The organism is Caballeronia sp. GAWG2-1, assembly GCF_023631405.1.
Classification (GTDB): Bacteria; Pseudomonadota; Gammaproteobacteria; order Burkholderiales; family Burkholderiaceae; genus Caballeronia.
In genome coordinates this window covers 155,472-175,331 of sequence record NZ_JALQDD010000031.1, presented here as the reverse complement: position 1 = coordinate 175,331, position 19,860 = coordinate 155,472, and the positions used below count along the sequence as shown (strand labels likewise).

The 19,860-nt window shown below is 63.8% G+C and carries 19 protein-coding genes; 17 read left to right on the top strand and 2 right to left on the bottom strand.

Features of this window, described 5'->3' with window-relative positions; all coding sequences use genetic code 11:
- From NCR98_RS21135 to NCR98_RS21055, 17 genes are all read left to right on the top strand, one after another.
- The gene (locus NCR98_RS21135) at positions 1 to 888 is read left to right on the top strand and encodes an ABC transporter substrate-binding protein (RefSeq protein WP_250527181.1); all 888 of its coding nucleotides are present in this window, start codon (positions 1 to 3) and stop codon (positions 886 to 888) included.
- A gap of 33 nt (positions 889 to 921) precedes the next feature.
- Positions 922 to 1,983, top strand: coding sequence for an ABC transporter substrate-binding protein (locus NCR98_RS21130; RefSeq protein WP_250527180.1), 1,062 nt, complete (start codon positions 922 to 924; stop codon positions 1,981 to 1,983).
- Positions 1,980 to 2,891 (top strand): ABC transporter permease, encoded by a 912-nt coding sequence (locus NCR98_RS21125; RefSeq protein ID WP_244831180.1) that lies wholly within the window; start codon positions 1,980 to 1,982, stop codon positions 2,889 to 2,891. The genes NCR98_RS21130 and NCR98_RS21125 overlap by 4 nt, the downstream gene beginning before the upstream one ends.
- Before the next feature lies 1 nt (position 2,892).
- Positions 2,893 to 3,723, top strand: coding sequence for an ABC transporter ATP-binding protein (locus NCR98_RS21120; protein ID WP_244831179.1), 831 nt, complete (start codon positions 2,893 to 2,895; stop codon positions 3,721 to 3,723).
- Positions 3,720 to 4,595 (top strand): carbon-nitrogen hydrolase family protein, encoded by an 876-nt coding sequence (locus tag NCR98_RS21115; RefSeq protein ID WP_250527179.1) that lies wholly within the window; start codon positions 3,720 to 3,722, stop codon positions 4,593 to 4,595. The genes NCR98_RS21120 and NCR98_RS21115 overlap by 4 nt, the downstream gene beginning before the upstream one ends.
- A gap of 35 nt (positions 4,596 to 4,630) precedes the next feature.
- Complete coding sequence (locus NCR98_RS21110) at positions 4,631 to 6,178, top strand: amidohydrolase family protein (RefSeq protein WP_244831177.1); 1,548 nt, start codon at positions 4,631 to 4,633, stop codon at positions 6,176 to 6,178.
- A complete protein-coding gene (locus tag NCR98_RS21105; RefSeq protein WP_409014788.1) occupies positions 6,178 to 7,413 on the top strand; it encodes an ArgE/DapE family deacylase in 1,236 nt (411 codons plus the stop codon). The genes NCR98_RS21110 and NCR98_RS21105 overlap by 1 nt, the downstream gene beginning before the upstream one ends.
- Before the next feature lie 31 nt (positions 7,414 to 7,444).
- Complete coding sequence (locus tag NCR98_RS21100; protein ID WP_250527177.1) at positions 7,445 to 8,179, top strand: aspartate/glutamate racemase family protein; 735 nt, start codon at positions 7,445 to 7,447, stop codon at positions 8,177 to 8,179.
- Positions 8,180 to 8,385: 206 nt separating this feature from the next.
- Positions 8,386 to 9,831 (top strand): dihydropyrimidinase, encoded by a 1,446-nt coding sequence (gene hydA, locus NCR98_RS21095; RefSeq protein ID WP_244831174.1) that lies wholly within the window; start codon positions 8,386 to 8,388, stop codon positions 9,829 to 9,831.
- Positions 9,832 to 9,911: 80 nt separating this feature from the next.
- Complete coding sequence (locus tag NCR98_RS21090; RefSeq protein ID WP_250527176.1) at positions 9,912 to 11,552, top strand: ABC transporter substrate-binding protein; 1,641 nt, start codon at positions 9,912 to 9,914, stop codon at positions 11,550 to 11,552.
- 73 nt (positions 11,553 to 11,625) lie between these two features.
- Positions 11,626 to 12,666: an ABC transporter permease gene (locus NCR98_RS21085; protein ID WP_250493908.1), complete on the top strand. Its 1,041-nt coding sequence runs from the start codon at positions 11,626 to 11,628 to the stop codon at positions 12,664 to 12,666.
- Positions 12,663 to 13,514, top strand: a complete 852-nt coding sequence (locus NCR98_RS21080; RefSeq protein ID WP_250511705.1) for an ABC transporter permease — start codon at positions 12,663 to 12,665, stop codon at positions 13,512 to 13,514. The genes NCR98_RS21085 and NCR98_RS21080 overlap by 4 nt, the downstream gene beginning before the upstream one ends.
- Positions 13,511 to 15,178: an ATP-binding cassette domain-containing protein gene (locus NCR98_RS21075; RefSeq protein ID WP_250527175.1), complete on the top strand. Its 1,668-nt coding sequence runs from the start codon at positions 13,511 to 13,513 to the stop codon at positions 15,176 to 15,178. Before NCR98_RS21080 ends, NCR98_RS21075 begins: the two co-directional genes overlap by 4 nt.
- Entirely contained in the window at positions 15,175 to 16,101 is a 927-nt protein-coding gene (locus NCR98_RS21070) for an NAD-dependent epimerase/dehydratase family protein (protein ID WP_250527174.1), read from the top strand. Before NCR98_RS21075 ends, NCR98_RS21070 begins: the two co-directional genes overlap by 4 nt.
- Positions 16,102 to 16,124: 23 nt before the next feature.
- Positions 16,125 to 16,883 (top strand): SDR family NAD(P)-dependent oxidoreductase, encoded by a 759-nt coding sequence (locus tag NCR98_RS21065; RefSeq protein ID WP_250527173.1) that lies wholly within the window; start codon positions 16,125 to 16,127, stop codon positions 16,881 to 16,883.
- A gap of 47 nt (positions 16,884 to 16,930) precedes the next feature.
- Positions 16,931 to 17,833: a polysaccharide deacetylase family protein gene (locus NCR98_RS21060; RefSeq protein ID WP_250527172.1), complete on the top strand. Its 903-nt coding sequence runs from the start codon at positions 16,931 to 16,933 to the stop codon at positions 17,831 to 17,833.
- A gap of 71 nt (positions 17,834 to 17,904) precedes the next feature.
- The gene (locus NCR98_RS21055) at positions 17,905 to 18,624 is read left to right on the top strand and encodes a GntR family transcriptional regulator (RefSeq protein ID WP_244831166.1); all 720 of its coding nucleotides are present in this window, start codon (positions 17,905 to 17,907) and stop codon (positions 18,622 to 18,624) included.
- On the opposite strand, the gene NCR98_RS21050 is transcribed toward NCR98_RS21055, so the two are convergent.
- The gene (locus NCR98_RS21050) at positions 18,621 to 19,430 is read right to left on the bottom strand and encodes a hydroxypyruvate isomerase family protein (protein ID WP_250527171.1); all 810 of its coding nucleotides are present in this window, start codon (positions 19,428 to 19,430) and stop codon (positions 18,621 to 18,623) included. The genes NCR98_RS21055 and NCR98_RS21050 overlap by 4 nt on opposite strands.
- Complete coding sequence (locus tag NCR98_RS21045; RefSeq protein WP_250527170.1) at positions 19,430 to 19,849, bottom strand: RidA family protein; 420 nt, start codon at positions 19,847 to 19,849, stop codon at positions 19,430 to 19,432. The genes NCR98_RS21050 and NCR98_RS21045 overlap by 1 nt, the downstream gene beginning before the upstream one ends.
- Positions 19,850 to 19,860: the final 11 nt, after the last annotated feature.

Sequence of the window (19,860 nt, the reverse complement as noted above, 5' to 3'; positions counted from 1 at the left end):
ATGCGAAAGTTGTTGCTGGCGCACGGCGGTGCGCTTTCCAATCTGCCGCTCTTCGTCGCCATCGACGCGGGCTTGCTCGAAGCGCGCGGACTTCACGCCGAAGCACCAGAGCTGGCCGAATTCAAATCGACGGCCGCGCTGTTGCGTACCGGTGCGGCGCAACTCGGCACCACGGGCTTCACGCAAGCGTTAGTCGATCACGCGTTGCCCGATCCGCTGCGCATCGTCGGCGGCAGCGGCAAGCTCGGCATGGCGCTGGTCGGGCAAGGCGGTTTGACCGTCGAGGCACTGCGCGGCCAGCGCGTGGGCACCTTCGCCGACGACCCCATGGAAGCCCTGCTCTACGACGCCTTGCGCATTTACGGCGTCGGCATGCGCGAGGTCGAGTGTGTGCACTTCGGCTCGCTGACCGCCGCCGCCGGCGATCTGTTCGCCGGCCGCATTGCCGCGTTGACGCTGGTGGAACCGTATATCTCGCGCTTCGTGGCGCAAGGCTTCGATGTGCTCTGCGACGGCATCGAAGCATGGGGCGGCGACTATCCCGACACACTGCTCGTCGCGCGTGAAAGTTTTCTCGTGGCACAGCCGGACATCGTGCGCGAAGTGCTCGCCGGCATGCTCGAAGCGCAAGCGCTCATCGAGCGCGATCCGCACGCCGCGTTGCGCGCAAGTGCGCATCGATGGCCCGAGTTTTCGCATGACGAGTTGCTCGCCGGCATGGCGCGTCAGCCATCCGATGTCGACATTCGGCCGTTACGCGCCAGCGTGCTCGCGCGGGCATCGGCGCTCGAAGCGCTTGGACGCATGCGTATCACGCCGCGCTTGAGCGACATCTTCGCCCTCGATCTGCTCGACGGCTTGCTCAAGTCCGGACCGATTTTCCAATGAAACGCCTTTGTTCAATTTGACGGGGATATCACGATGTTCAGGAAATTCATCGATAAAAACGCGGCATCGCTGCGTCTTAGCGCAATCAGCCACGAGCGGCGCGACTTTCTTGCGCGCAGTGCCTGCATGGCGGGCGGCGCGATGCTCGGCGGCGTATGGCTCACCAACGCCAGCGCGGCCGGCGGTCTCACGCTCAAGGCGACGCACGGCACGGGCCTCTGTAATTGCCCGTTCTTTCTCGTGAAGGAGCGCAATCTGGCGCAAGGCGTGACGCTCGATTTCGTGACCACGCCGACCAATGCCGACATCGCGGCGCTCTTCGGCGCGGGCGTCGTGGATGTGAGCGTCGTGCCGTACACCAACTTCATGACGCTCTACGATGCGGGCGCGCCCATCAAGGTCGTCGCGGGATCGGGCGTGCAGGGCTGCGTGATCGTCGCGCAGCCGGGCATCACGTCGGCGGAGCAGTTGCGCGGCAAGACCATCGGCACGTTCCAGGCCGATACGCTCGAAATGCTGCCCTACGACTATCTGAAGAAAGCGGGCATGAGCTTCAAGGACGTCAAGGTGCGCTACTTCGGCACGTCGCCGGAACTGGCGCAGGCGTTCATCGCGGGCAATATCGATGCGATGTGCCATATCGAGCCGTACGCCACGCAGGCGCTGAAGTCGCGCGCGGGTTCGGTCATGCTTTCAAATGGCGTCGATGTGTACGGCGCGAACTATTCCGACTGCGTGCTCGCGGTGCGCGAGAAGTTGCTGCACGAGAATCGCGATGCCGTGAAGTCGCTCATCAAGGCCATGATGGTCGCGCAGCATCAGGAAGAACAGGATCGCGCGACCGCCGTGAAGGACACCGTCGGCAAGTACTTCAAGACGAGCTACGACGCCACGCTCGACGCCGCCACCAAGCAGCCGCCGATGATCGATCAGCGTGGCAACGAAGCGTTCATCCTCGGCCGCGCGGAAAATCTGAAGGAGCTTCGCTACATCAAGAAGCTGCCAGGCAAGGACATGTTCGACTGGGGGCCGCTCACCGAAGTCATCAAGGAAAACGGCGACCTGTACGCGCAATTGCAGCGAAAGACCGCATGAGCAGCCTCATGGGATACGCCACTTCCCGCCTGAAGCGCGCGGGCGACAAGACCGCCGATGGACGCGCGCGGGCGCGGCGCGCGCCGCTCCTTGCGCGCATCGTGCCGCTTCTGTGGGGCATCGCTTCGCTTGCGTGCTTCATCGCCGTGTGGGAAGCGGCCTGGGCGCTGCACTGGGCCGATCCACTCTTGCTGCCGCCGCCGCATATCTTTTTGCGCAACTTCGGCTCGCAGGCGCAGTACTTTTTGTCGAGCGATGTGATCGGCGAGCAGTCGAGCGGCACGGCCTTCGGCGCGCTGGCGATGACCATCGTCGCGACTACCTTGCGCGTGCTCGCCGGTCTCACGCTCGGCTTCGTTTGCGCGGTGGCGATGGGTGTGGCCATCCGTTACTTTCGTCTCTTCGGCAATCTCACGCTGCCCACCATTACGCTGCTTGCGCCGATCTCGCCCATTGCGTGGCTGCCTGTCGCGATCTTTCTGTTCGGCATCGGCAATGGGCCAGCGGTGTTCATGGTCTTCATCTCGCTCTTCTTCGTGATGACGGTATCGACCATCGGACAAATAGACAGCGTGAGCCGCACGCAGCTGAACGTGGCCGCCGTAATGGGCGCCACGCGCGCGCAGACGTTTCGCCATGTGATCCTGCCCGCGATTCTGCCGTCGCTTTTCATGGTGCTGCGCATGAACCTGTTCGGCGCGTGGATGGTCGTGCTGATTGCGGAGGCGACCGGCGTGGGCAGCGGGCTTGGACAAGTGGTGATGCTCTCGCGCAATACCTTCAACGCGAGCCTTTCGTTCTTCACGATGACGCTGATCGGCGTGCTCGGTTTCGCGTTCGATTACCTGCTGCGCATCGTGCAGCGCAAAGTGCTGTTTTGGGTGCCGGAAAGCGGCCTGAGGAAATGACATGACCGAACAAGCCTTTGCCGACGTTGCACCGAAGCGCCGCGGCCAGCCGCCGCTCGTGACCTGCACGGGCGTCGGCAAGACGTGGGAGACGGACGGCGAACCGTTCGTGGCTTTACGCGACATCGACCTCGAAGTAGCGCGCGGCGAGTTCGTCGTCTTTCTGGGTCCGAGCGGATGCGGCAAGAGCACGCTGCTCTTTCTCATGGCGGGACTCGAACAGGCGACCGAAGGCCGCATTGTGTGCGGCGGCGCGGAAGTGCATGCGCCGGGCACGGATCGCGGGCTCGTGTTTCAGGAGGCGTCGCTTTATCCATGGCTCACGGTTGGCGAGAACGTCACGTTCGGCTTGAAGATGCAGCATGTGCCGAAGGATCGCCGCCGCCAGGTCGCGCAGGAGATTCTAGAACGCGTGGGACTTTCCGAAGCCATCGACAAGCGGCCGGATCAGTTGTCGGGCGGCATGCGGCAGCGCGCGGCCGTGGCGCGCGCGCTTGCGCTCAAGCCGGAAATCCTGCTGCTCGATGAACCCTTCGCCGCACTCGATGTGCAAACGCGCGCCCGCATGCAGGACTTTCTGATTCAGGTGTGGCGGCAAGCGGGCGTATCGATGGTCTTCGTCACGCATCATATCGACGAAGCCATTGCGCTCGCGGATCGTATCGTCGTGTTCACGGCGCGGCCCGGGCGGATCAAGACGATCATTCCCGTCGACATGCCGCGTCCGCGCGATTCGCGCAGTCCGGCCTTTCACGCGCTCGCCGATCGATTGACCGACCTGTTGCGCGACGAAGTTGACCGCGCGTTCGCGGAGCAGGAGCGCATCAAGTGACCGACGACGTGCTTCGCGTAGCCGCGATTCAATCGCCGCCCTGCACCACCGATCTCGCGCACAACGCGGCCATCGCTTTCGATGCGGTGCGCCGCGCCGCGAACGAAGGCGCGCGTCTCATCGCGCTGCCGGAACTCGCGACGGTGCCGTATTTCGCGGGCTCGCCTGCGGGACGTTATCGCGAATGGGCGAATCCCGCGCAAGGCGCTTTCGCCGATAAGTGGGCCGCGCTCGCAAAGGCATGCGATGCCGCGCTCATCGTGCCGTTCTACGAGCACGATCCCGCGAGCGGTTGCTATCACAACGCTGTGCTTGGCTTCGATGCCAAAGGCTTACCGTTGCGTGCGAATGCAAGCCCGGTTGCCCGCAAGCTGCACTTGCCCGTCGGCGACGATCCCCCGCCCGGCTATGACGAGCCCGCGCATTTCACGCCCGGCTCGGGTCTGCATGTGGTGAACGTCGGTGTCTGGCGCGTGGGCGTGCTGGTTTGCTACGACCGGCGTTTTCCCGAGTGCTGGCGCGCGCTGCGGGCACAAGGCGCGGACCTCGTGATCGTGCCGGTGGCGGGCAGCGGCGGCGACGACATGGACTTCTTCGTCGGCGAAATGCGCACGCATGCCCGCGAAAACGGCCTCGCCGTGCTGTGCGCGAACAAGGCCGGCGACGAGTTTCTCGATGACGCGCGTATCGACAACTTCGGCGAATCGTGTGTGATCGCGGCCGATGGAGCGGTGCTCGCGCGACGGTCCGGCGCGCTCGGCGCAGGCATCGTGAGCGCGACGCTCGTGCACGCGGATATCGCGCGCACGCGGCGTCGGCTCAATTATTACGCGCATCGGCGGACCGATCTATACGGCACGCCGTCGTTCTGATTTTCCCCATTCACTTCGAGAGAGCAGAGAACGCGATGTCCGAATCATTGATCGTGGCAGGATGGATTGTGAAAGGCGCGGCCGACCGGCATGCGGCCGAGGTGGTGCGCGACGCGGCGCTGTATCAACGCGATGGCGTGATCGTCGAGATCGGCCCCCGCGATGCGATGGTGCAGAAGTATCCGCACGCGCTGCGCCTCGGTTCGCCCGACACGGTGCTGATGCCGGGCTTCGTCAACAGCCACCATCATGTCGGTCTCACGCCGGTGCAACTCGGCTCGCCGGACCATGCGCTCGAACTTTGGTTCGCGAGCCGCATGGGGGCACGCGATATCGACTTGTATCTGGACACGCTCTACTCCGCCTTCGAGATGATCGCCTCGGGCATCACGACCGTGCAGCATATTCACGGCTGGCGTCCCGGTCCGCTCGATGCCATCCATCGGGCCGCGTCGCGCGTGCTCGATGCTTATCGCGATCTCGGCATGCGCGCGTCGTACAGCTTCGCGGTGCGCGATCAGAACCTGCTCGTCTACGAAGCCGACGACGACTTTTGCAACCGCCTGCCGTCCGAAACCGGCGATAAGCTGCGGGCGCATCTGCGGCGTTTTCGCATTCCGCTCGCGGATTACCTGCAACTCTTCGATACCCTCACGCGCGAGAACGAAGGCCATGCGCTAACGGCCATTCAGCTCGCGCCGGCCAACCTTCACTGGTGCAGCGACGACACGCTGCTCGCGCTCAAGGAGAAGTCGGCACGGCACGGCGTGCCCATGCACATGCATCTGGTCGAAACCGCGTATCAAAAGGAATATGCGCGGCGTCGCTCGGGCAAGACGGCAGTCGGCCATCTGAACGATCTGGGCCTGCTCGGTCCTTCGCTCACGCTCGGCCACGGTGTCTGGCTCACCGAGGCGGACATCGAGACCATCGCGCATACGGGCACCTGCATCTGCCATAACTGCAGTTCGAACTTCCGGCTGCGCAGCGGCGTCGCGCCGCTAAACGCGTTTGCGCGGCATGGCGTGACGGTCGGCATGGGGCTCGACGAAGCGGGCATCAACGAAGATCGCGACATGCTTCAGGAGATGCGTCTTGCGCTCAACGTTCACCGCACGCCGGGCATGGACGACGACGTGCCGACATGCCCGCAGATTCTCAAGATGGCAAGCGAGGACGGCGCGCGTACGACGCCGTTCGGCGCGCGTATCGGCAGGCTCGAAGAGGGGCGTCTCGCCGATCTCGTGCTGATGAACTACAAGACCGCGACGTGGCCGTATCAGGACGACGACATTCCCATGCTCGACGCGTTGATGATGCGCGCCAAGACCAATGCCGTCGATGCCGTGATGATCGGTGGCGAAGTGGTGTATCGCGAAGGCCGCTTCACGCGTATGGATCGCGATGCGGTGCTCGAAGACATCGCGCGTACGCTCTCGCAGCCGCGCAGCCCGGAAGAGACCGCGCGCCGCGAATTGGGGCGCGCCGTGTTTCCGCACGTCAAGGCGTTCTATGATGGCTATCTAACCGGCGAAAGCGAGACGCCGCGCGAGCCGTTTTACGCGCCGTCGTCGCGCATCTGATGCGGAGACCGAACGTGCAGGCGCTTTTACAATCGATCGATACGCGCTTCGAAGCGCAAGTGGAATTTCTCGCGGCGCTCGTGCGCAAGCCTTCCGACAATCCGCCCGGCGACTGCGCGCAGCACGCGCACATGACTGCCGGGCTGCTCGAAGCGCTCGGCTTCGAAGTCGAACGTCACGCGGTGCCGCAAACGCTCGTCGAGGCGGCGGGCATGCAGAGCGTGACGAATCTCGTCGTGCGGCAACGCTTTGGCGTTGGACCTGTCATCGCGCTCAACGCGCATGGCGATGTGGTACCGCCCGGCGAGGGGTGGTCGAGCGACCCGTACGGCGCGCAGATTCGCGAGGGCGCGTTGTACGGGCGCGGCGCGGCGGTATCGAAGTCGGATTTCGCCACGTATGCGTTCGCGTTGAAGGCGCTGGTCGAAAGCGGCGTTGACCTCAAAGGCACGATCGAGCTGCATCTCACCTACGACGAGGAAACCGGCGGTCTGCTCGGGCCGGGATGGTTGCTTGCCGAAGGCATCGTCAAGCCGGATTACGCCATCTGCGCGGGCTTCAGCTACGCCATCACGGTTGCGCACAACGGCTGCCTGCATCTGGAAGTCACGGTGAGCGGCAAGTCGGCGCATGCGGCACGGCCCGATACCGGACACGACGCGCTCGAAGCCGCGACCGTCGTGCTGAACGCGCTGTATGCGCATCGGCGCGAGTTGCAGGAGATTCGCTCGGCCACGCCCGGTATCGAGCATCCAACGCTCGTCGTCGGGCTGATCGAAGGCGGCATCAACACCAATGTCGTGCCCGACCGCGTGAAGCTGCGGCTCGACCGGCGCATCGTGCCCGAGGAAGATCCGGCGCGCGCGCGTGAACGCCTGGAATGCGTCGTGCGCGATGCGGCGCGCGAACTGCCGGGCATCACCATCGCCACGCGCGAAGTGCTGGCCGCGACGCCCATGCGCACGCTGCCGGGCGCCGAACGTCTCACGCACGCATTGCAGGACGCGGCGCTCACGATCATGGGCATCGACATACCGGCCGAAGGCGTGCCGCTCTATACCGACGCGCGTCTTTATTGCGAAGCGGGCGTGCCGACCGTGATCTATGGCGCGGGGCCGCGCACGCTGCTGGAAGCGAACGGACATCGCGCGGACGAACACGTCAAGCTCGAAGACATGCGTATTGCGACGAAGACCGTCGCGCTCGCGCTGACCCGGCTTTTGGGCGGCGCTTGAGTTCAGGCCACGAATCGAACGAAAGGAAGTCATGCGCATCAAGCTCATCAATCCCAACACGACGCAAGGCATGACCGACGCGATGGCCCGCTGCGCGCGCGCGGTCGCTTCGCCCGGCACGGAAGTCATGGCGGTCAGTCCGACAATGGGCCCGCCTTCGATCGAAGGCCATTACGACGATGCGCTCGCCACGCCCGGCCTCCTCATGGAAGTGGCGCGCGGCGAGCAAGAAGGCTGCGACGCGTATGTGATCGCCTGCTTCGGCGACCCCGGCCTCTACGCCGCACGCGAACTTGCGCGCGGACCGGTAATAGGCATCGCGGAAGCGGCGATGCATGCCGCAAGCGTGCTTGCGCCGGGCTTTTCCGTGGTGACGACGCTCGGACGCACGCGCGGACTTGCCTGGCATCTCGCGCAGCGCTACGGCATGGAGCGCTTTTGCCGCAACGTGCGCGCGACCGAACTCGCCGTGCTCGAACTCGAAACGCCCGGTTCGGCCGCGCGCGCCACGATCCTCGAAGAATGCCGGCGCGCACTCGACGAAGACGGCAGCGAGGCGATCGTGCTGGGCTGCGCGGGCATGGCCGATCTGTGCGCGGAGTTGCAGGACACGCTGGGCGTCCCCGTCATCGACGGTGTGACGGCCGCGCTCAAGTGGTGCGAGGCGCTCGTCACGTTGAAGCTCAATACCGCCAAGCGCGGGGAATTCGCACGGCCGCTGGCCAAGCGCTACGTCGGGGAACTCGCGGCATTCAGTCCGCTTTGACCCGGTAACTCAACGCCCTCCGCTTCAAACCCTTCCTTCTTCACAAAACCACGCGCGCCCGGACCGTTGAACGTCCCGGCACGCTGCCGCTGATCGGCTGGAAATCTAGTCAACAACGTTGTTAACAACAAAAGTATTTTTGACGCGCTATTTTTCGGTGTAGTTTACTTGAACATGTCAACAACGCCCGCTACACCGGAGCATGCATGGACGCAGAATTCGACCTCGTGATTCGCAACGCCCAAGTCGCCACCGCAAGCGATACGTTCCTCTCCGACATCGGTGTGAAGGACGGCCGCATCGTGCAGATGGGTTTGTCGCTCGGCGCGGGCAAGCGTGAAGTGGACGCGCAAGGCCGCATCACCACGCCCGGCGGCATCGACGCGCATTGCCATCTGGATCAGCCCATCGCGCCGCCCGCCCGCATGACCGACGACTTCGAGTCCGGCACGCGCTCGGCGGCCTGCGGCGGCACCACGACGATCATCCCGTTCGCGGCGCAGCAAAAAGGGCAAACGCTGCGCGCGGCCGTAGACGACTATCACCGGCGCGCGGAAGGACGGGCGAGCATCGACTACGGCTTTCACCTGATCGTCTCGGACCCGACGCCGGACGTCATGGCGAATGAGTTGCCGCAGCTCATCGCGGAGGGCTACACGTCGTTCAAGATCTACATGACCTACGACGACATGAAGCTCGACGACGGCCAGATTCTGCGGCTGCTCGCGCTGGCCCGCGCGCACGGCGCCATGGCGATGATCCACGCGGAAAACAGCGAGTGCATTGCGTGGCTCACCGAAAGCCTGCTCGACGCGGGTCTCACCGCGCCGCGCTATCACGCCGCCTCGCGTCCCATGCTCGTGGAGCGCGAAGCCACGCATCGCGCCATCAGCTTGGCCGAACTCGTCAACGTGCCAATGCTGCTCGTGCATGTCTCCGCGCGCGACGCGGTCGAGCAGATTCAATGGGCGCGAAGCCGCGGCCTCAAGGTGCTGTCCGAGACCTGCCCGCAATATCTGTTTCTCACGGCCGAGGACCTCGGCATGGACGACGGCTACGAAGGCGCGCGCTGTGTGTGCAGTCCGCCGCCGCGCGACAGCGATAGTCAGGAAGCGATCTGGAGCGCGCTCGCGGACGGCACGTTCACCGTGTTCTCGTCCGACCACGCACCCTTCTCCTTCGAAAGTCCCACGGGCAAGAAGCCCGGCGGCGAGGAAGTCGCGTTTCCGTATATCCCGAATGGCATTCCGGGCATTGAAACGAGACTGCCGCTGCTCTATTCCGAAGGCGTGATGACCGGGCGCATTTCGATCAACCGCTTCGTCGAACTCACCGCGACCAACCCCGCGAAGACCTACGGGCTGCATCCGCGCAAAGGCACCATCGCGATCGGTTCGGATGCCGATCTCGTGATCTGGGACGAGCATCCCGACGACCCCGTGCGCCTGACCAACGCCATGCTGCATCACGCCGTCGATTACACGCCATACGAAGGCCGCTCGCTCGATTGCTGGCCGGCCTACACCATCGCGGGCGGCGAAGTCGTGTGGGACGGAAGGCGCTACTTCGGCACGCCGGGACGCGGACGCTTCTTGCCGCGCGGCCTGCCCACCATCGTTCCGGCCAAACCTGCCGGCCGCGCGGCGCGATGAAGCGCGACGCGTCTGTTTCGAGTTCGCATCAACGGTTTCATCCGATCCCACCGGTCTCATCTTCACGCAAGGAGCGTGTCATGTCGCAAACCTACGACGCCAAGCCCGCGTCCGCATTGACGCGAGCGGGTTCCATCCAGCTTGCGCGGCTTATCGCGGCGGCCGCCGCGCTCGGCATCGGCGCGCTTGCCATGCCCGCCTTCGCGCAGAACAACAATTCGGTTCTGGTCGTGGCCGGGCCGCGCACGCCGGAGTCGCTGGATCAGGAATATCCGCCGACCGAAGCCAGTCACGAGGCGCGCCGCAACGTGTTCGAACGCTTGCTCACCTATGAGATGAAGCCGGGTGAAAACGGCGTGACCGTCGAGGACTTCAGCAAGCTCAAGGGTGCGCTCGCCGAAAGCTGGGAGACTTCGCCCGACAAGACTTCGATCACCTTCCATCTGCGCCCCGGCGTCAAGAGCTATGCGGGCAACACGCTCACCGCCGACGACGTCATGTGGACCTTCCAGCGCGGCTGGAATCTGAAGGCCACGTTTCGCTGGTACATGACGCAGGTGCTGAAGATCACCGACTTCGACACGGCCTTCAAGAAAATAGACGACCACACGGTGAAGGTCACGCTGCCGGGTTCGTCGCCGCTGATCGAACGGCTGTGGGTGAACAACGATCTCGGCATCATCGATTCGGTCGAGATCAAGAAGCACATCACGCCGGACGACCCGTGGGGATCGCGCTGGCTCGCGAGCCATTCGGCATCGTTCGCGCCGTATCAGGTCACGAAGTATTCGCCCGGTCAGGAAGTGGTCTACGAGAGCAACAAGAACTACTATCGCGGCGCGCCGAAGCTCACGCGTATCGTGTTCCGCGAGATGCCGACGTCGGCCAACCGTCTCGCGGCGTTGCAGGCGGGCGCCGTCGATGTGGCCGAATGGCTCGCGCCGCGCGAACAGGCCACGCTCGAAAAAATGCCCGGCGTGAAAGTATGGAAGGTCTACGGCAATTACATTCAGCGCGTGGAAATGAACAACGCCGTTGCGCCCTTCAACAACGACAAGGTGCGTCAGGCGCTGAACTACGCGGTGCCGCGCGAGCAGATCCTCAAGTCCGTGTTCTACGGCACGGCGCGGCCCACCAAGAGCCCGGTATCGGAGATCTATCCCGCGTACACGGATCAGTACTACCACTACACCGAGGACCTCGACAAAGCGCGTGCTTTGCTGAAGGAAGCGGGCTACGAGAAGGGCTTCAAAACGCAGTTGGGCTATCCCACCGGCGACCAGACCGAGGAAGAACTGGCGATCATCCTGAAGACGGCTTTCTCGAAGATCGGCGTGGACGTGGAATTGCAGAAGCTGCCTGCATCGACGCTCGTCGAGCGCTATTCGAAGGGCACCATTCCCATGTACTTCTTCCGCGACATGGCTATCGTGCCGGATGCCGCGTACGTGACGAATCTCTGGCTCAACAGCGCGTCGCTCATCAACTATTCGCATTACAAGAATGCGGAAGTCGACAAGCTCATCAACGACAGTCTTTCGATGACCGACGAAGCCAAGCGCAAGACTTCGATGGAGCGCGTGCAGCAACTCGTGATGGGCGAAGCACCGTGGGTGTTCCTCATCAATCCGGGGTATCAGCTTGCCACGCGCGCCAACATCAAGGGCTATAGCTGGAACACGACCAACGGCAATACCTGGTACGACTTTTCCAAGAACTGAGGTCCTGACGCCGTGACGCCGCCGCGCAAGCCGGCGGCGTCTTCGCGGCGCGATCATCCTGAAGGAGTTCGCGATGTCCCTCTTCACCGCGTGGCGTTCGGCGCCGCGACCGCTTCGCATCGTCGTCGCGCGGATCGGCATTCTCATCCCGCAGATGTTCGGCGTGATGTTCGCGACCTTCCTGCTGATCCGCCTCCTGCCGGGCGACCCCGCGTTGCTCATGCTCGGCAACATGGCGACGCCAGACGCCATTGCATCGTTGCGCGAGAAGCTGCATCTCAACGGCACGGTGTGGTCGCAATTCGGCGGCTATCTCGTCGCGTTGATGCACGGCGACCTCGGCACCTCGATGTTCACCTCGAACCCCGTCACCGTGGATCTGCTGCAACGCGTGCCCGCCACGCTCGAACTCATCACCTATTCGATGATCCTCACCGTCGTGCTCGGCGTTGGGATCGCCGTGACCTCGGCGGTGCGAGCGGGCGGACTGGTGGATCGCGCGAGCCGCGTCTACGGACTTGCCGCCGGCGCGATACCGGACTTCTGGGTCGGGCTCCTCCTCATCTACGCGCTCTTTCATATGGCGGGCATTGCGCCCGCGCCGTTCGGACGCGTCGATTCATTCGTCACGCCGCCGCCCACCGTCACCGGCTTCTACACCATCGACAGCGTGATTGCCGGCGACTGGGAAGCGTGGCGCTCGGCGGTCGCGCATCTGTGGCTGCCGGTGCTCACGCTCACCATCGTCAACATGGGCGGCCTGATGAAGCTCACGCGTTCGACTTTCGAGGGCATCTATCGCAGCGAGTTCATCCGCCATGCGCGCGCGTCCGGGCTTTCCGAGCCCATGCTCGTGCGAAGCGCGCTGCGCAACAGCCTGCCGCCCATCATCACCATGATCGGTTTTCTGTTCGGCTTCCTGCTTGGCGCGGCCGTGCTCGTGGAGACCATCTTCGCGTGGGGCGGCCTCGGGCAATACGCGGTGCAGGCCGTGATGAACAGCGACTATCCCGCGTTGCAGGGTTTCGTGCTCGTCGCGGCGGCCTTCATTCTGCTCGTCTACACGGCGGTGGACGTCCTCTACGGACTCGCTGATCCGAGGATCGAAATATGAAACCGATGAACGCGCTCTCCGCTTTTCGCCAGCGTCTCGACAAAGCGCTGATCTTCGGGCTTGCGCTGCTCGTGTTGCAGATCGTGCTGATCGTATTCGCGCCGCTCATCGCACCGCATTCGCCAATAGAAGCGGACCCGTCCAACATTCTGAAGGCGCCTTCGTGGCACTACTGGTTCGGCACCGATGTATCGGGCATGGACATTCTCTCGCGCGTGATCTACGCAACGCGCATCAACCTGCTGATCAGCGTGACGGCGGTGGCGATTGCCTTCGTGATCGGCGTGCCGATTGGTCTTTTCATCGGCTACTACCGGAATATGTTGAGCACACTCGTGATGCGCGTGTTCGACTTCATTCAGTCGTTTCCGGTGTTCGTTATCGGCATGGCGCTGGTGTCGGTCATGGGCCAGGAAATCTGGAACGTGGCGATCGTGCTCGCCGTGCTTTTCATTCCGATGTTCGCGCGCCTGATCCGCGCCGAAGTGCTCTCGTTGCGCGACCGCCCGTTCATCAGCGCAGCGCGTTGCAGCGGCGCGACGGACGCGGGCATCATGTTCCGCCACATTCTGCCGAACGCGATCACGCCGGCCATCGTGCAGGTTTCGATCAGCATCGGCATGGCGATTCTTCTAACCGCGGGTCTTTCGTTCGTCGGCGCGGGCGTGCGCATGCCGACGCCCGAATGGGGCTTGATGGTTGCCAACGGCGCGCAGCAAATGATTCTCGGCGTGTGGTGGGCGGCGCTCTTTCCGGGCCTTGCCATCATCGTGTCCGTGCTGACCTTCGCCATTCTCGGCGACGCCGTCAAACGTATTGCGGAACCCGTCTCGCGAGGTGAGCAATGAACGCGTCTACGCGACCCGTGCTGCTGGAAGTCGAACGGCTCACCGTCTCGTTCGGCGAGACTCCCGCCCGCCGCGTTCTCGATGAAGTGAGCTTCACGCTGCGCCAGGGCGAGATTCTCGGCATCGTCGGCGAAACCGGCGCGGGCAAGTCGGTGCTGGCGCGCTCGATCATCGACCTGTTGCCGGAGGGCGGACACATCGACGGCGGGCGGGTGATGCTCGCGGGGCAATCCGTGCTCGACATGCCCGCGCGCGAGAAGCGGCGCTTTCGCGGCGGCGAGGTCGCGCTGATCGGCACCAATGCAAAGATGCTGCTCGATCCGGTGGAGACAGTCGGCGCGCAGATCGTGCGCGTGTTGCGCGTGCATAAACGCATTGGACGGCAGGCGGCATGGCGCGAGGCGATCGAACTCTTTAAGCAAGTGGGGATCGTGAATCCGGAAGCGCGCGCGCATGCTTATCCGCACGAACTATCGGGCGGCATGGCGCAGCGCGTGGTCATTGCGATGGCGTTGATCGCCCAGCCCAAGGTCTTGCTCGCCGACGACGCCACGCTCGGTCTCGACGCGACAATCCAGTTGCAGGTGCTCGATCTGCTCGCGCAGAAGGGCCGCGATCTGGGCCTCGGCGTCGTGATGGTCACGCACGATCTCGGCGTCGTCGCCAACTATTGCGACCGCGTGGCGATCATGAAAGACGGCCGGCTGATCGAGCTCGCTTCGGTCGGACCTTTTCTGCGCAGCCCGCAAGAACCGTACAGCCGCGAGTTGCTCGATGCCGCGAAAGCGCGCCCCGCGCCGCGCGAGCCCGATCTGCGCACGGACGCCGACAAGGCCGCCGCGCGCCGTCCTTTGCTCGAAGTCGAACACCTGGTGAAGACCTTCGTCTCGGACCGCAATCATGCCGTCGTGCGCGCGATCGACGATGTGTCCTTCGCCATCGCGAAGGGCGAGACCCTCGCGCTCGTCGGCGAGAGCGGCTCGGGCAAGACGACGACCGGCCAATGCTTGTTGCGTCTGCTCGATGCGGACTCCGGCGTGATTCGCTTCGATGGTGTGAACACGCTCGATCTGTCGGAACGCGCATTCCGGGCCGTGCGACGGCGCATGCAGATGGTCTTCCAGGAGCCTTATGTATCGCTCAATCCGCGCTGGCAGGTCCGCGATCTGATTGCGGAGCCGTTCGCGCTCGGCGAGAAGCTCACGCGCGCCGACCGCGAGGCGCGCGTGCTGCATCTGCTCGATCTCGTGAATCTGTCGCGACGGCGCGCGACTGCATATCCGCATGAGTTGACGGCGGGCGAACAGAAACGCGTGGGCATTGCGCGGGCGCTCGCGGCCAATCCCGACTTCGTCGTCTTCGATGAATGCACGACCGCGCTCGATATTCGCGTGCGTGCGCAGATCATCGACCTCGTGCGTAACCTGCAGGCAGAGATGGGCTTGTCCGCCTTGTTCATCACGCACGATCTGAACTCCGTGCGCTCGCTCGCGCACTATGTCGCGGTCATGCGCAACGGCAGGATCATCGAAACTGGCGCGGCTGAAACCGTGTTCGAGCGGCCGGTCGAAGAGTACACGCGCAAGCTCCTGAAGGCCGAGTTGCCGATAGAGGAAGTCGCAAAGACGGTTCACCATCTCGATGTCGCGGGAGAAAGACAATGAGCGTGCCGCAGAGAATCATCGTAACGGGCGCGGCGGGGCTCGTGGGCCGCGCGGTGGTCCGGCTTTTAAACGCGCGTGGCGATGAAGTCGTCGCGATGGATCGCAGCGGCGGGTTGCGCATAGACGATGTCACCGTCGCCGAATGCGATCTGCGCAACGTGCACGGACTGCATGCGCTGGCGCGCGGCGGCGTGTCGGGCGTCATTCATTGCGGTGCGTTTTCCGGGCCGATGGTCGCGCGCGATAACCCCGCCGCCATGTTCGACGTGAACATCGGCGGCACGGCCAACATGCTGGAAATAGCGCGCATACATGGCGCGCGCCGCTTCGTGTATTGCTCGTCGACGAGCGCTTATGGCGATACGCCGCCTGGTCCCGTCACCGAAGACGTCGTGCTCGCGCCCGCCAGTCTTTACGGCGCAAGCAAGGTCTGCGGCGAGCAACTCGTCAGCGCCTACGCGCGGCAATACGGCGTGGATAGCGTGAGTCTGCGGCTGTCGTGGGTGTACGGCCCGCATCGCACGACCGACTGCATGATCCGCCGCATGCTTACCGACGCCATGGCGAAGCAGCCGACGCGCGTGCCGTTCGGCCTCGACTTTCATCGCCAGTACATTCATGTCGACGATGCCGCCGCCGCGCTCGTCGCCGCGCTCGATGCGCCGTCGCTGCCGCGCCGCACCTACAACATCACCGGTGGCGTGCGCGCGACGCTCGGCGAAGTGGCGGATATCGTACGCCGCGTGATGCCCGGCGCGGATATCGAACTCGCGCCCGGTCCCGATCCGCTCGACGAGAATCAGGAACGCCTCGACATTTCGGCGGCGGCCACGGACTTGGGTTACAGGCCGCGCCTCGACCTCGAAGCGGGCATTCGCGCTTACGCGCAATGGCTCGCCGAAACATCGGCCGAAACCGCATGATCGAATCAAGGAGGAGCATCAGCATGGAATCGTTCTCGCTGAAGGGTCGCACGGCATTCGTGACCGGCGGCAACACGGGTATCGGCCGCGCCATCGTGCAACTGTTCGCGGCTCAGGGCGCGAAGGTCGGCATTTCGCATATCGGCGATGCAGCCGGCGCGCAAGCACTCGCCGACGAACTCGCCGCCAGCGGTGCAGAAGCCGCCGTGACCGAATGCGACGTCACCGATGCCAATGCCGTCGCGCGCCTGAACGCATGGAGCCGCCAGCATCTCGGCCCCGTCGATATTCTCGTGAATGCGGCGGGAATCAGCGGCGAGACGCCGTTCGTCGATCTGTCCATCGACGAATGGGACCGCATGATGGCCGTGAATCTGCGCGGCACGTTCCTCGTCACCAAGCAGTTTTTCGCGGACATGATCGCGCGGAAGTACGGCCGCGTCATCAACATCGCCTCGCAACTCGCGTACAAGGGCACGTACGACATGAGCCACTATTGCGCGTCGAAGGCGGGCGTGGTCGGCTTCACGCGCGCGCTGTCCTACGAAGGCGCGCCGCACGGCGTGACCGTCAACGCCATTGCGCCGGGCCCCGTCGAAACCGCGATGCTCGCGAGCTTCACAAACGAATGGCGCGCGATGAAGTTCGCGCAGCTTCCCGCCGGCCGCTTCGGTGAAACCGGCGAGATCGCGCCCACCGCGCTCTTGCTCGCATCGGAAACGGGCGGCGCGTATTTCATCGGTCAGACGCTCTCGCCCAATGGCGGCGACGTGATGCTTTGAGCCCGCTCATCCTTTCGAAACACCACGACACGACACAGGAGTGCAGCATGGATCTCGATCGCGATTTCATCGGTTATGGCGCGCATCCACCCCACGCGCGATGGCCGGGCAACGCGCGTATCGCCATCAACTTCGTGATGAATTACGAGGAAGGCTCGGAGCCTTCCATCGGCGATGGCGAAGCCGCCACCGAGACCTGGTTCACCGAATCGCACGGCTTGAACTCCGGCGTGCGCGGCCGCGATCTTGCAGCCGAAGGTCTCTTCGAATACGGCAGCCGCGTGGGGTTCTGGCGCCTCATGCGGCTCTTTCGGGAGCGCGGCCTGCCGCTCACCGTGTATGGCTGCGCGCTGGCGCTCGAACGCAATCCGCAGGCAGCGGAAGCCATACGCCATTCAGACTTCGACGTGTGCAGTCACGGCTGGCGCTGGATCAAGCATTACGACCTGAGCGAGGAAGAGGAACGCGAGCATATTCGCCGCGCGATCGAGTCGCTTGAGCGCACGACGGGCGAGCGTCCGTACGGCTGGTATTGCCGCTATTCGCCTTCGATAAACACGCGAAGGCTGCTCGTCGAGGAAGGCGGCTTTCTCTACGATTCCGACTACTACGGCGATGAATTGCCCTTCTGGAAGGTGGTTCAGGGCCAGCCGCATTTGGTGATACCCTACTCGCTGACCACGAACGACGGTCAGTTCGCCGGGTCGGTAGGCACGGCCAATCAGTGGTTCGAATTCATGCGCGACAGCTTCGACATGTTGTATAGCGAAGGCGCGACACAACCGAAGATGATGTCGGTCGGGCTGCATATGCGGCTCATCGGTCATCCGGCGCGCGCGGCGGGTCTTCAGCGTTTCCTCGATCATGTGATGAAGCACGAGGACGTGTGGGTCACGCGGCGTATCGACATTGCGAACCACTGGATCAAGGAACATCCGTTCGTGCGGTAAGCGGTCGGGCGAAGCGAGCCTGACCATCGGCATGTCTCTTTCGACATGCGCCAATCCATCAGACGCGGCACATGCTAAAAACCGTCGGCGAAACGCAGAAACTCAAGCCCCGCAAGACAGGCGACGGCGACAACACCAGCGAAGAGATTTACGAACAGATCTACGTCGCACTACTGGAGCATCGGCTCGTGCCCGGCACGAAGCTCGCCGAAGAACGTCTGGCCAGCATCTTCGGCGTGAACCGGGCACGTGTGCGCGACGCGTTGAGCCGGCTTGCGTATGAACAGATCGTCGAGGTGTATCCGAAGAAAGGCTGGTTCGTCGCGAAGCCTTCGGTGGACCAGGCGCGCGATGTTTTCGAAGCGCGCAGGGTGATCGAACCCGCGGTCATTGCGCGGCTCACGCGCAGCATCACGCCTGACAAGCTCGCGCAAATGCGCGAGCACTTGCGGCTCGAAATGGACGCGCGCGAGCGTTCGGACAAGCGCGCGGTCATCCGGCTCTCGGGCGAATTTCACAATCTCGTGGCGACGCTCGCGGGTAACTCGTCGTTCACGCGCAGCGTGCGCGAACTATCGACACTGACGTGCCTCGTCATCCTGCTCTATAACGCGCCGATAACGTCGAGTTGCCGCGCCGATGAACACACCGCTATCGTCGATGCAATCGCCAAGGGCGACGGCGACAAGGCAGCGGAGTTGATGCTCCATCACCTCGATCACATTCAAAGCGCGCTCAATCTGGATGTGGTCGAGGAGGAAGTGGACCTGGAAGCGATATTCAAGCGCTAGGGTGCTTCTTTGAAGGCATTGAGCCACCCGAGCCCCGCGACCGTCGATTCACGAGGCCGATACTCGCAGCCAATCCAGCCTTCGTAACCCTGCGCCCGGATACTCGCGATCAACTCGTTCCACGGCATGTCGCCGGTGCCGGGTTCGTGGCGGCCGGGTGCGTCGGCAAATTGAATGTGCGCGACGTCGGGCGCGTACAAGGCGAATTGCTCGACGACATCGAGGCCGCTCATGCGGCAATGATAGGCATCGAAAAGCAGACGCAACTTAGGTTGCGCGATCTCCTTCATCAACGCATGCGTCTCTTCGAGGCTGCGCAGAGCGTAGCCTGGTACGTCGATCTGATTGAGGCATTCGAGCAGCAGCGTGACGCCGCTATCGCGCGCCGCATCCGCAGCCCATGCGAGATTTTCGCGCAACGTATCGCGCACCTGTTCAACGGGCACGCCGCCTGGCGCAAGTCCAGCCATCACGTGAATGAGCCCGCACTTCAGCGCCGACGCGTAATGCAGCGCACGCAACACGCCATCGCGATACCGCGCCCGTTCGCCAGGAATGCATCCGAACCCGTTACCGCCGATACTTCCAGGCGGCGCGGCGGGCGTGTTGATCAGCACTTGCCGAAGCCCCGTGGCATCGAGCTTCGCCTTGAGAATCGCAGGCTCGAACTCATAAGGCGACGCGTACTCGACCGCGCTAAAGCCCTGCTTTGCGGCCGCCTCGAAGCGTTCGAGAAAGGGCAGCTCCGTAAAGAGCCACTTGAGGTTCGCGCAGAACCTGAGCGAAGTACCGTTCGATGTCTGCATCACTTCAGTCCGACGATCAGCTCGACTTCCACCGGCGCGCCATGCGGAAGCTGCTGCACGCCGATCGCGCTGCGTGCGTGGCCGCCGACTTCGCTGCCCAACGCGTCGATGAGTACGCGCGAGGCCGCGTCGATCACCTTGCCCTGCGCCGTGAAGTCCGGCGAGCAGGCAACGAAGCCGGTCAACTTGAGCACGGCCGCGATTTTCTCGCGCGAGCCGAGCGCGCGCTCCAGCGCCGCGAGACACGCATGCGCGCAAAGCGCGGCCGCGGCTTCGGCGTCGGGCATCGCAATCTCTTCGCCGACCTTGCCGCGATACTTCAGGTCGCCCGCCTCGCGCGGAAGCTGTCCGCTTACGAACGCAAGATTGCCGAATAGCCGTACCGGCGTGAGCAGGGTGGAAGCATTCGATGAATTCATGTCACCGCCCG

Bases quoted from the DNA above. Each gene is read 5' to 3' on its own strand.
- NCR98_RS21135 (WP_250527181.1), top strand. From the start codon at position 1: ATGCGAAAGTTGTTGCTGGCGCACGGCGGTGCGCTTTCCAATCTGCCG.
- NCR98_RS21130 (WP_250527180.1), top strand. From the start codon at position 922: ATGTTCAGGAAATTCATCGATAAAAACGCGGCATCGCTGCGTCTTAGC.
- NCR98_RS21125 (WP_244831180.1), top strand. From the start codon at position 1,980: ATGAGCAGCCTCATGGGATACGCCACTTCCCGCCTGAAGCGCGCGGGC.
- NCR98_RS21120 (WP_244831179.1), top strand. From the start codon at position 2,893: ATGACCGAACAAGCCTTTGCCGACGTTGCACCGAAGCGCCGCGGCCAG.
- NCR98_RS21110 (WP_244831177.1), top strand. From the start codon at position 4,631: ATGTCCGAATCATTGATCGTGGCAGGATGGATTGTGAAAGGCGCGGCC.
- NCR98_RS21105 (WP_409014788.1), top strand. From the start codon at position 6,178: ATGCGGAGACCGAACGTGCAGGCGCTTTTACAATCGATCGATACGCGC.
- NCR98_RS21100 (WP_250527177.1), top strand. From the start codon at position 7,445: ATGCGCATCAAGCTCATCAATCCCAACACGACGCAAGGCATGACCGAC.
- hydA (WP_244831174.1), top strand. From the start codon at position 8,386: ATGGACGCAGAATTCGACCTCGTGATTCGCAACGCCCAAGTCGCCACC.
- NCR98_RS21090 (WP_250527176.1), top strand. From the start codon at position 9,912: ATGTCGCAAACCTACGACGCCAAGCCCGCGTCCGCATTGACGCGAGCG.
- NCR98_RS21085 (WP_250493908.1), top strand. From the start codon at position 11,626: ATGTCCCTCTTCACCGCGTGGCGTTCGGCGCCGCGACCGCTTCGCATC.
- NCR98_RS21080 (WP_250511705.1), top strand. From the start codon at position 12,663: ATGAAACCGATGAACGCGCTCTCCGCTTTTCGCCAGCGTCTCGACAAA.
- NCR98_RS21075 (WP_250527175.1), top strand. From the start codon at position 13,511: ATGAACGCGTCTACGCGACCCGTGCTGCTGGAAGTCGAACGGCTCACC.
- NCR98_RS21070 (WP_250527174.1), top strand. From the start codon at position 15,175: ATGAGCGTGCCGCAGAGAATCATCGTAACGGGCGCGGCGGGGCTCGTG.
- NCR98_RS21065 (WP_250527173.1), top strand. From the start codon at position 16,125: ATGGAATCGTTCTCGCTGAAGGGTCGCACGGCATTCGTGACCGGCGGC.
- NCR98_RS21060 (WP_250527172.1), top strand. From the start codon at position 16,931: ATGGATCTCGATCGCGATTTCATCGGTTATGGCGCGCATCCACCCCAC.
- NCR98_RS21055 (WP_244831166.1), top strand. From the start codon at position 17,905: ATGCTAAAAACCGTCGGCGAAACGCAGAAACTCAAGCCCCGCAAGACA.
- NCR98_RS21050 (WP_250527171.1), bottom strand. From the start codon at position 19,430: ATGCAGACATCGAACGGTACTTCGCTCAGGTTCTGCGCGAACCTCAAG.
- NCR98_RS21045 (WP_250527170.1), bottom strand. From the start codon at position 19,849: ATGAATTCATCGAATGCTTCCACCCTGCTCACGCCGGTACGGCTATTC.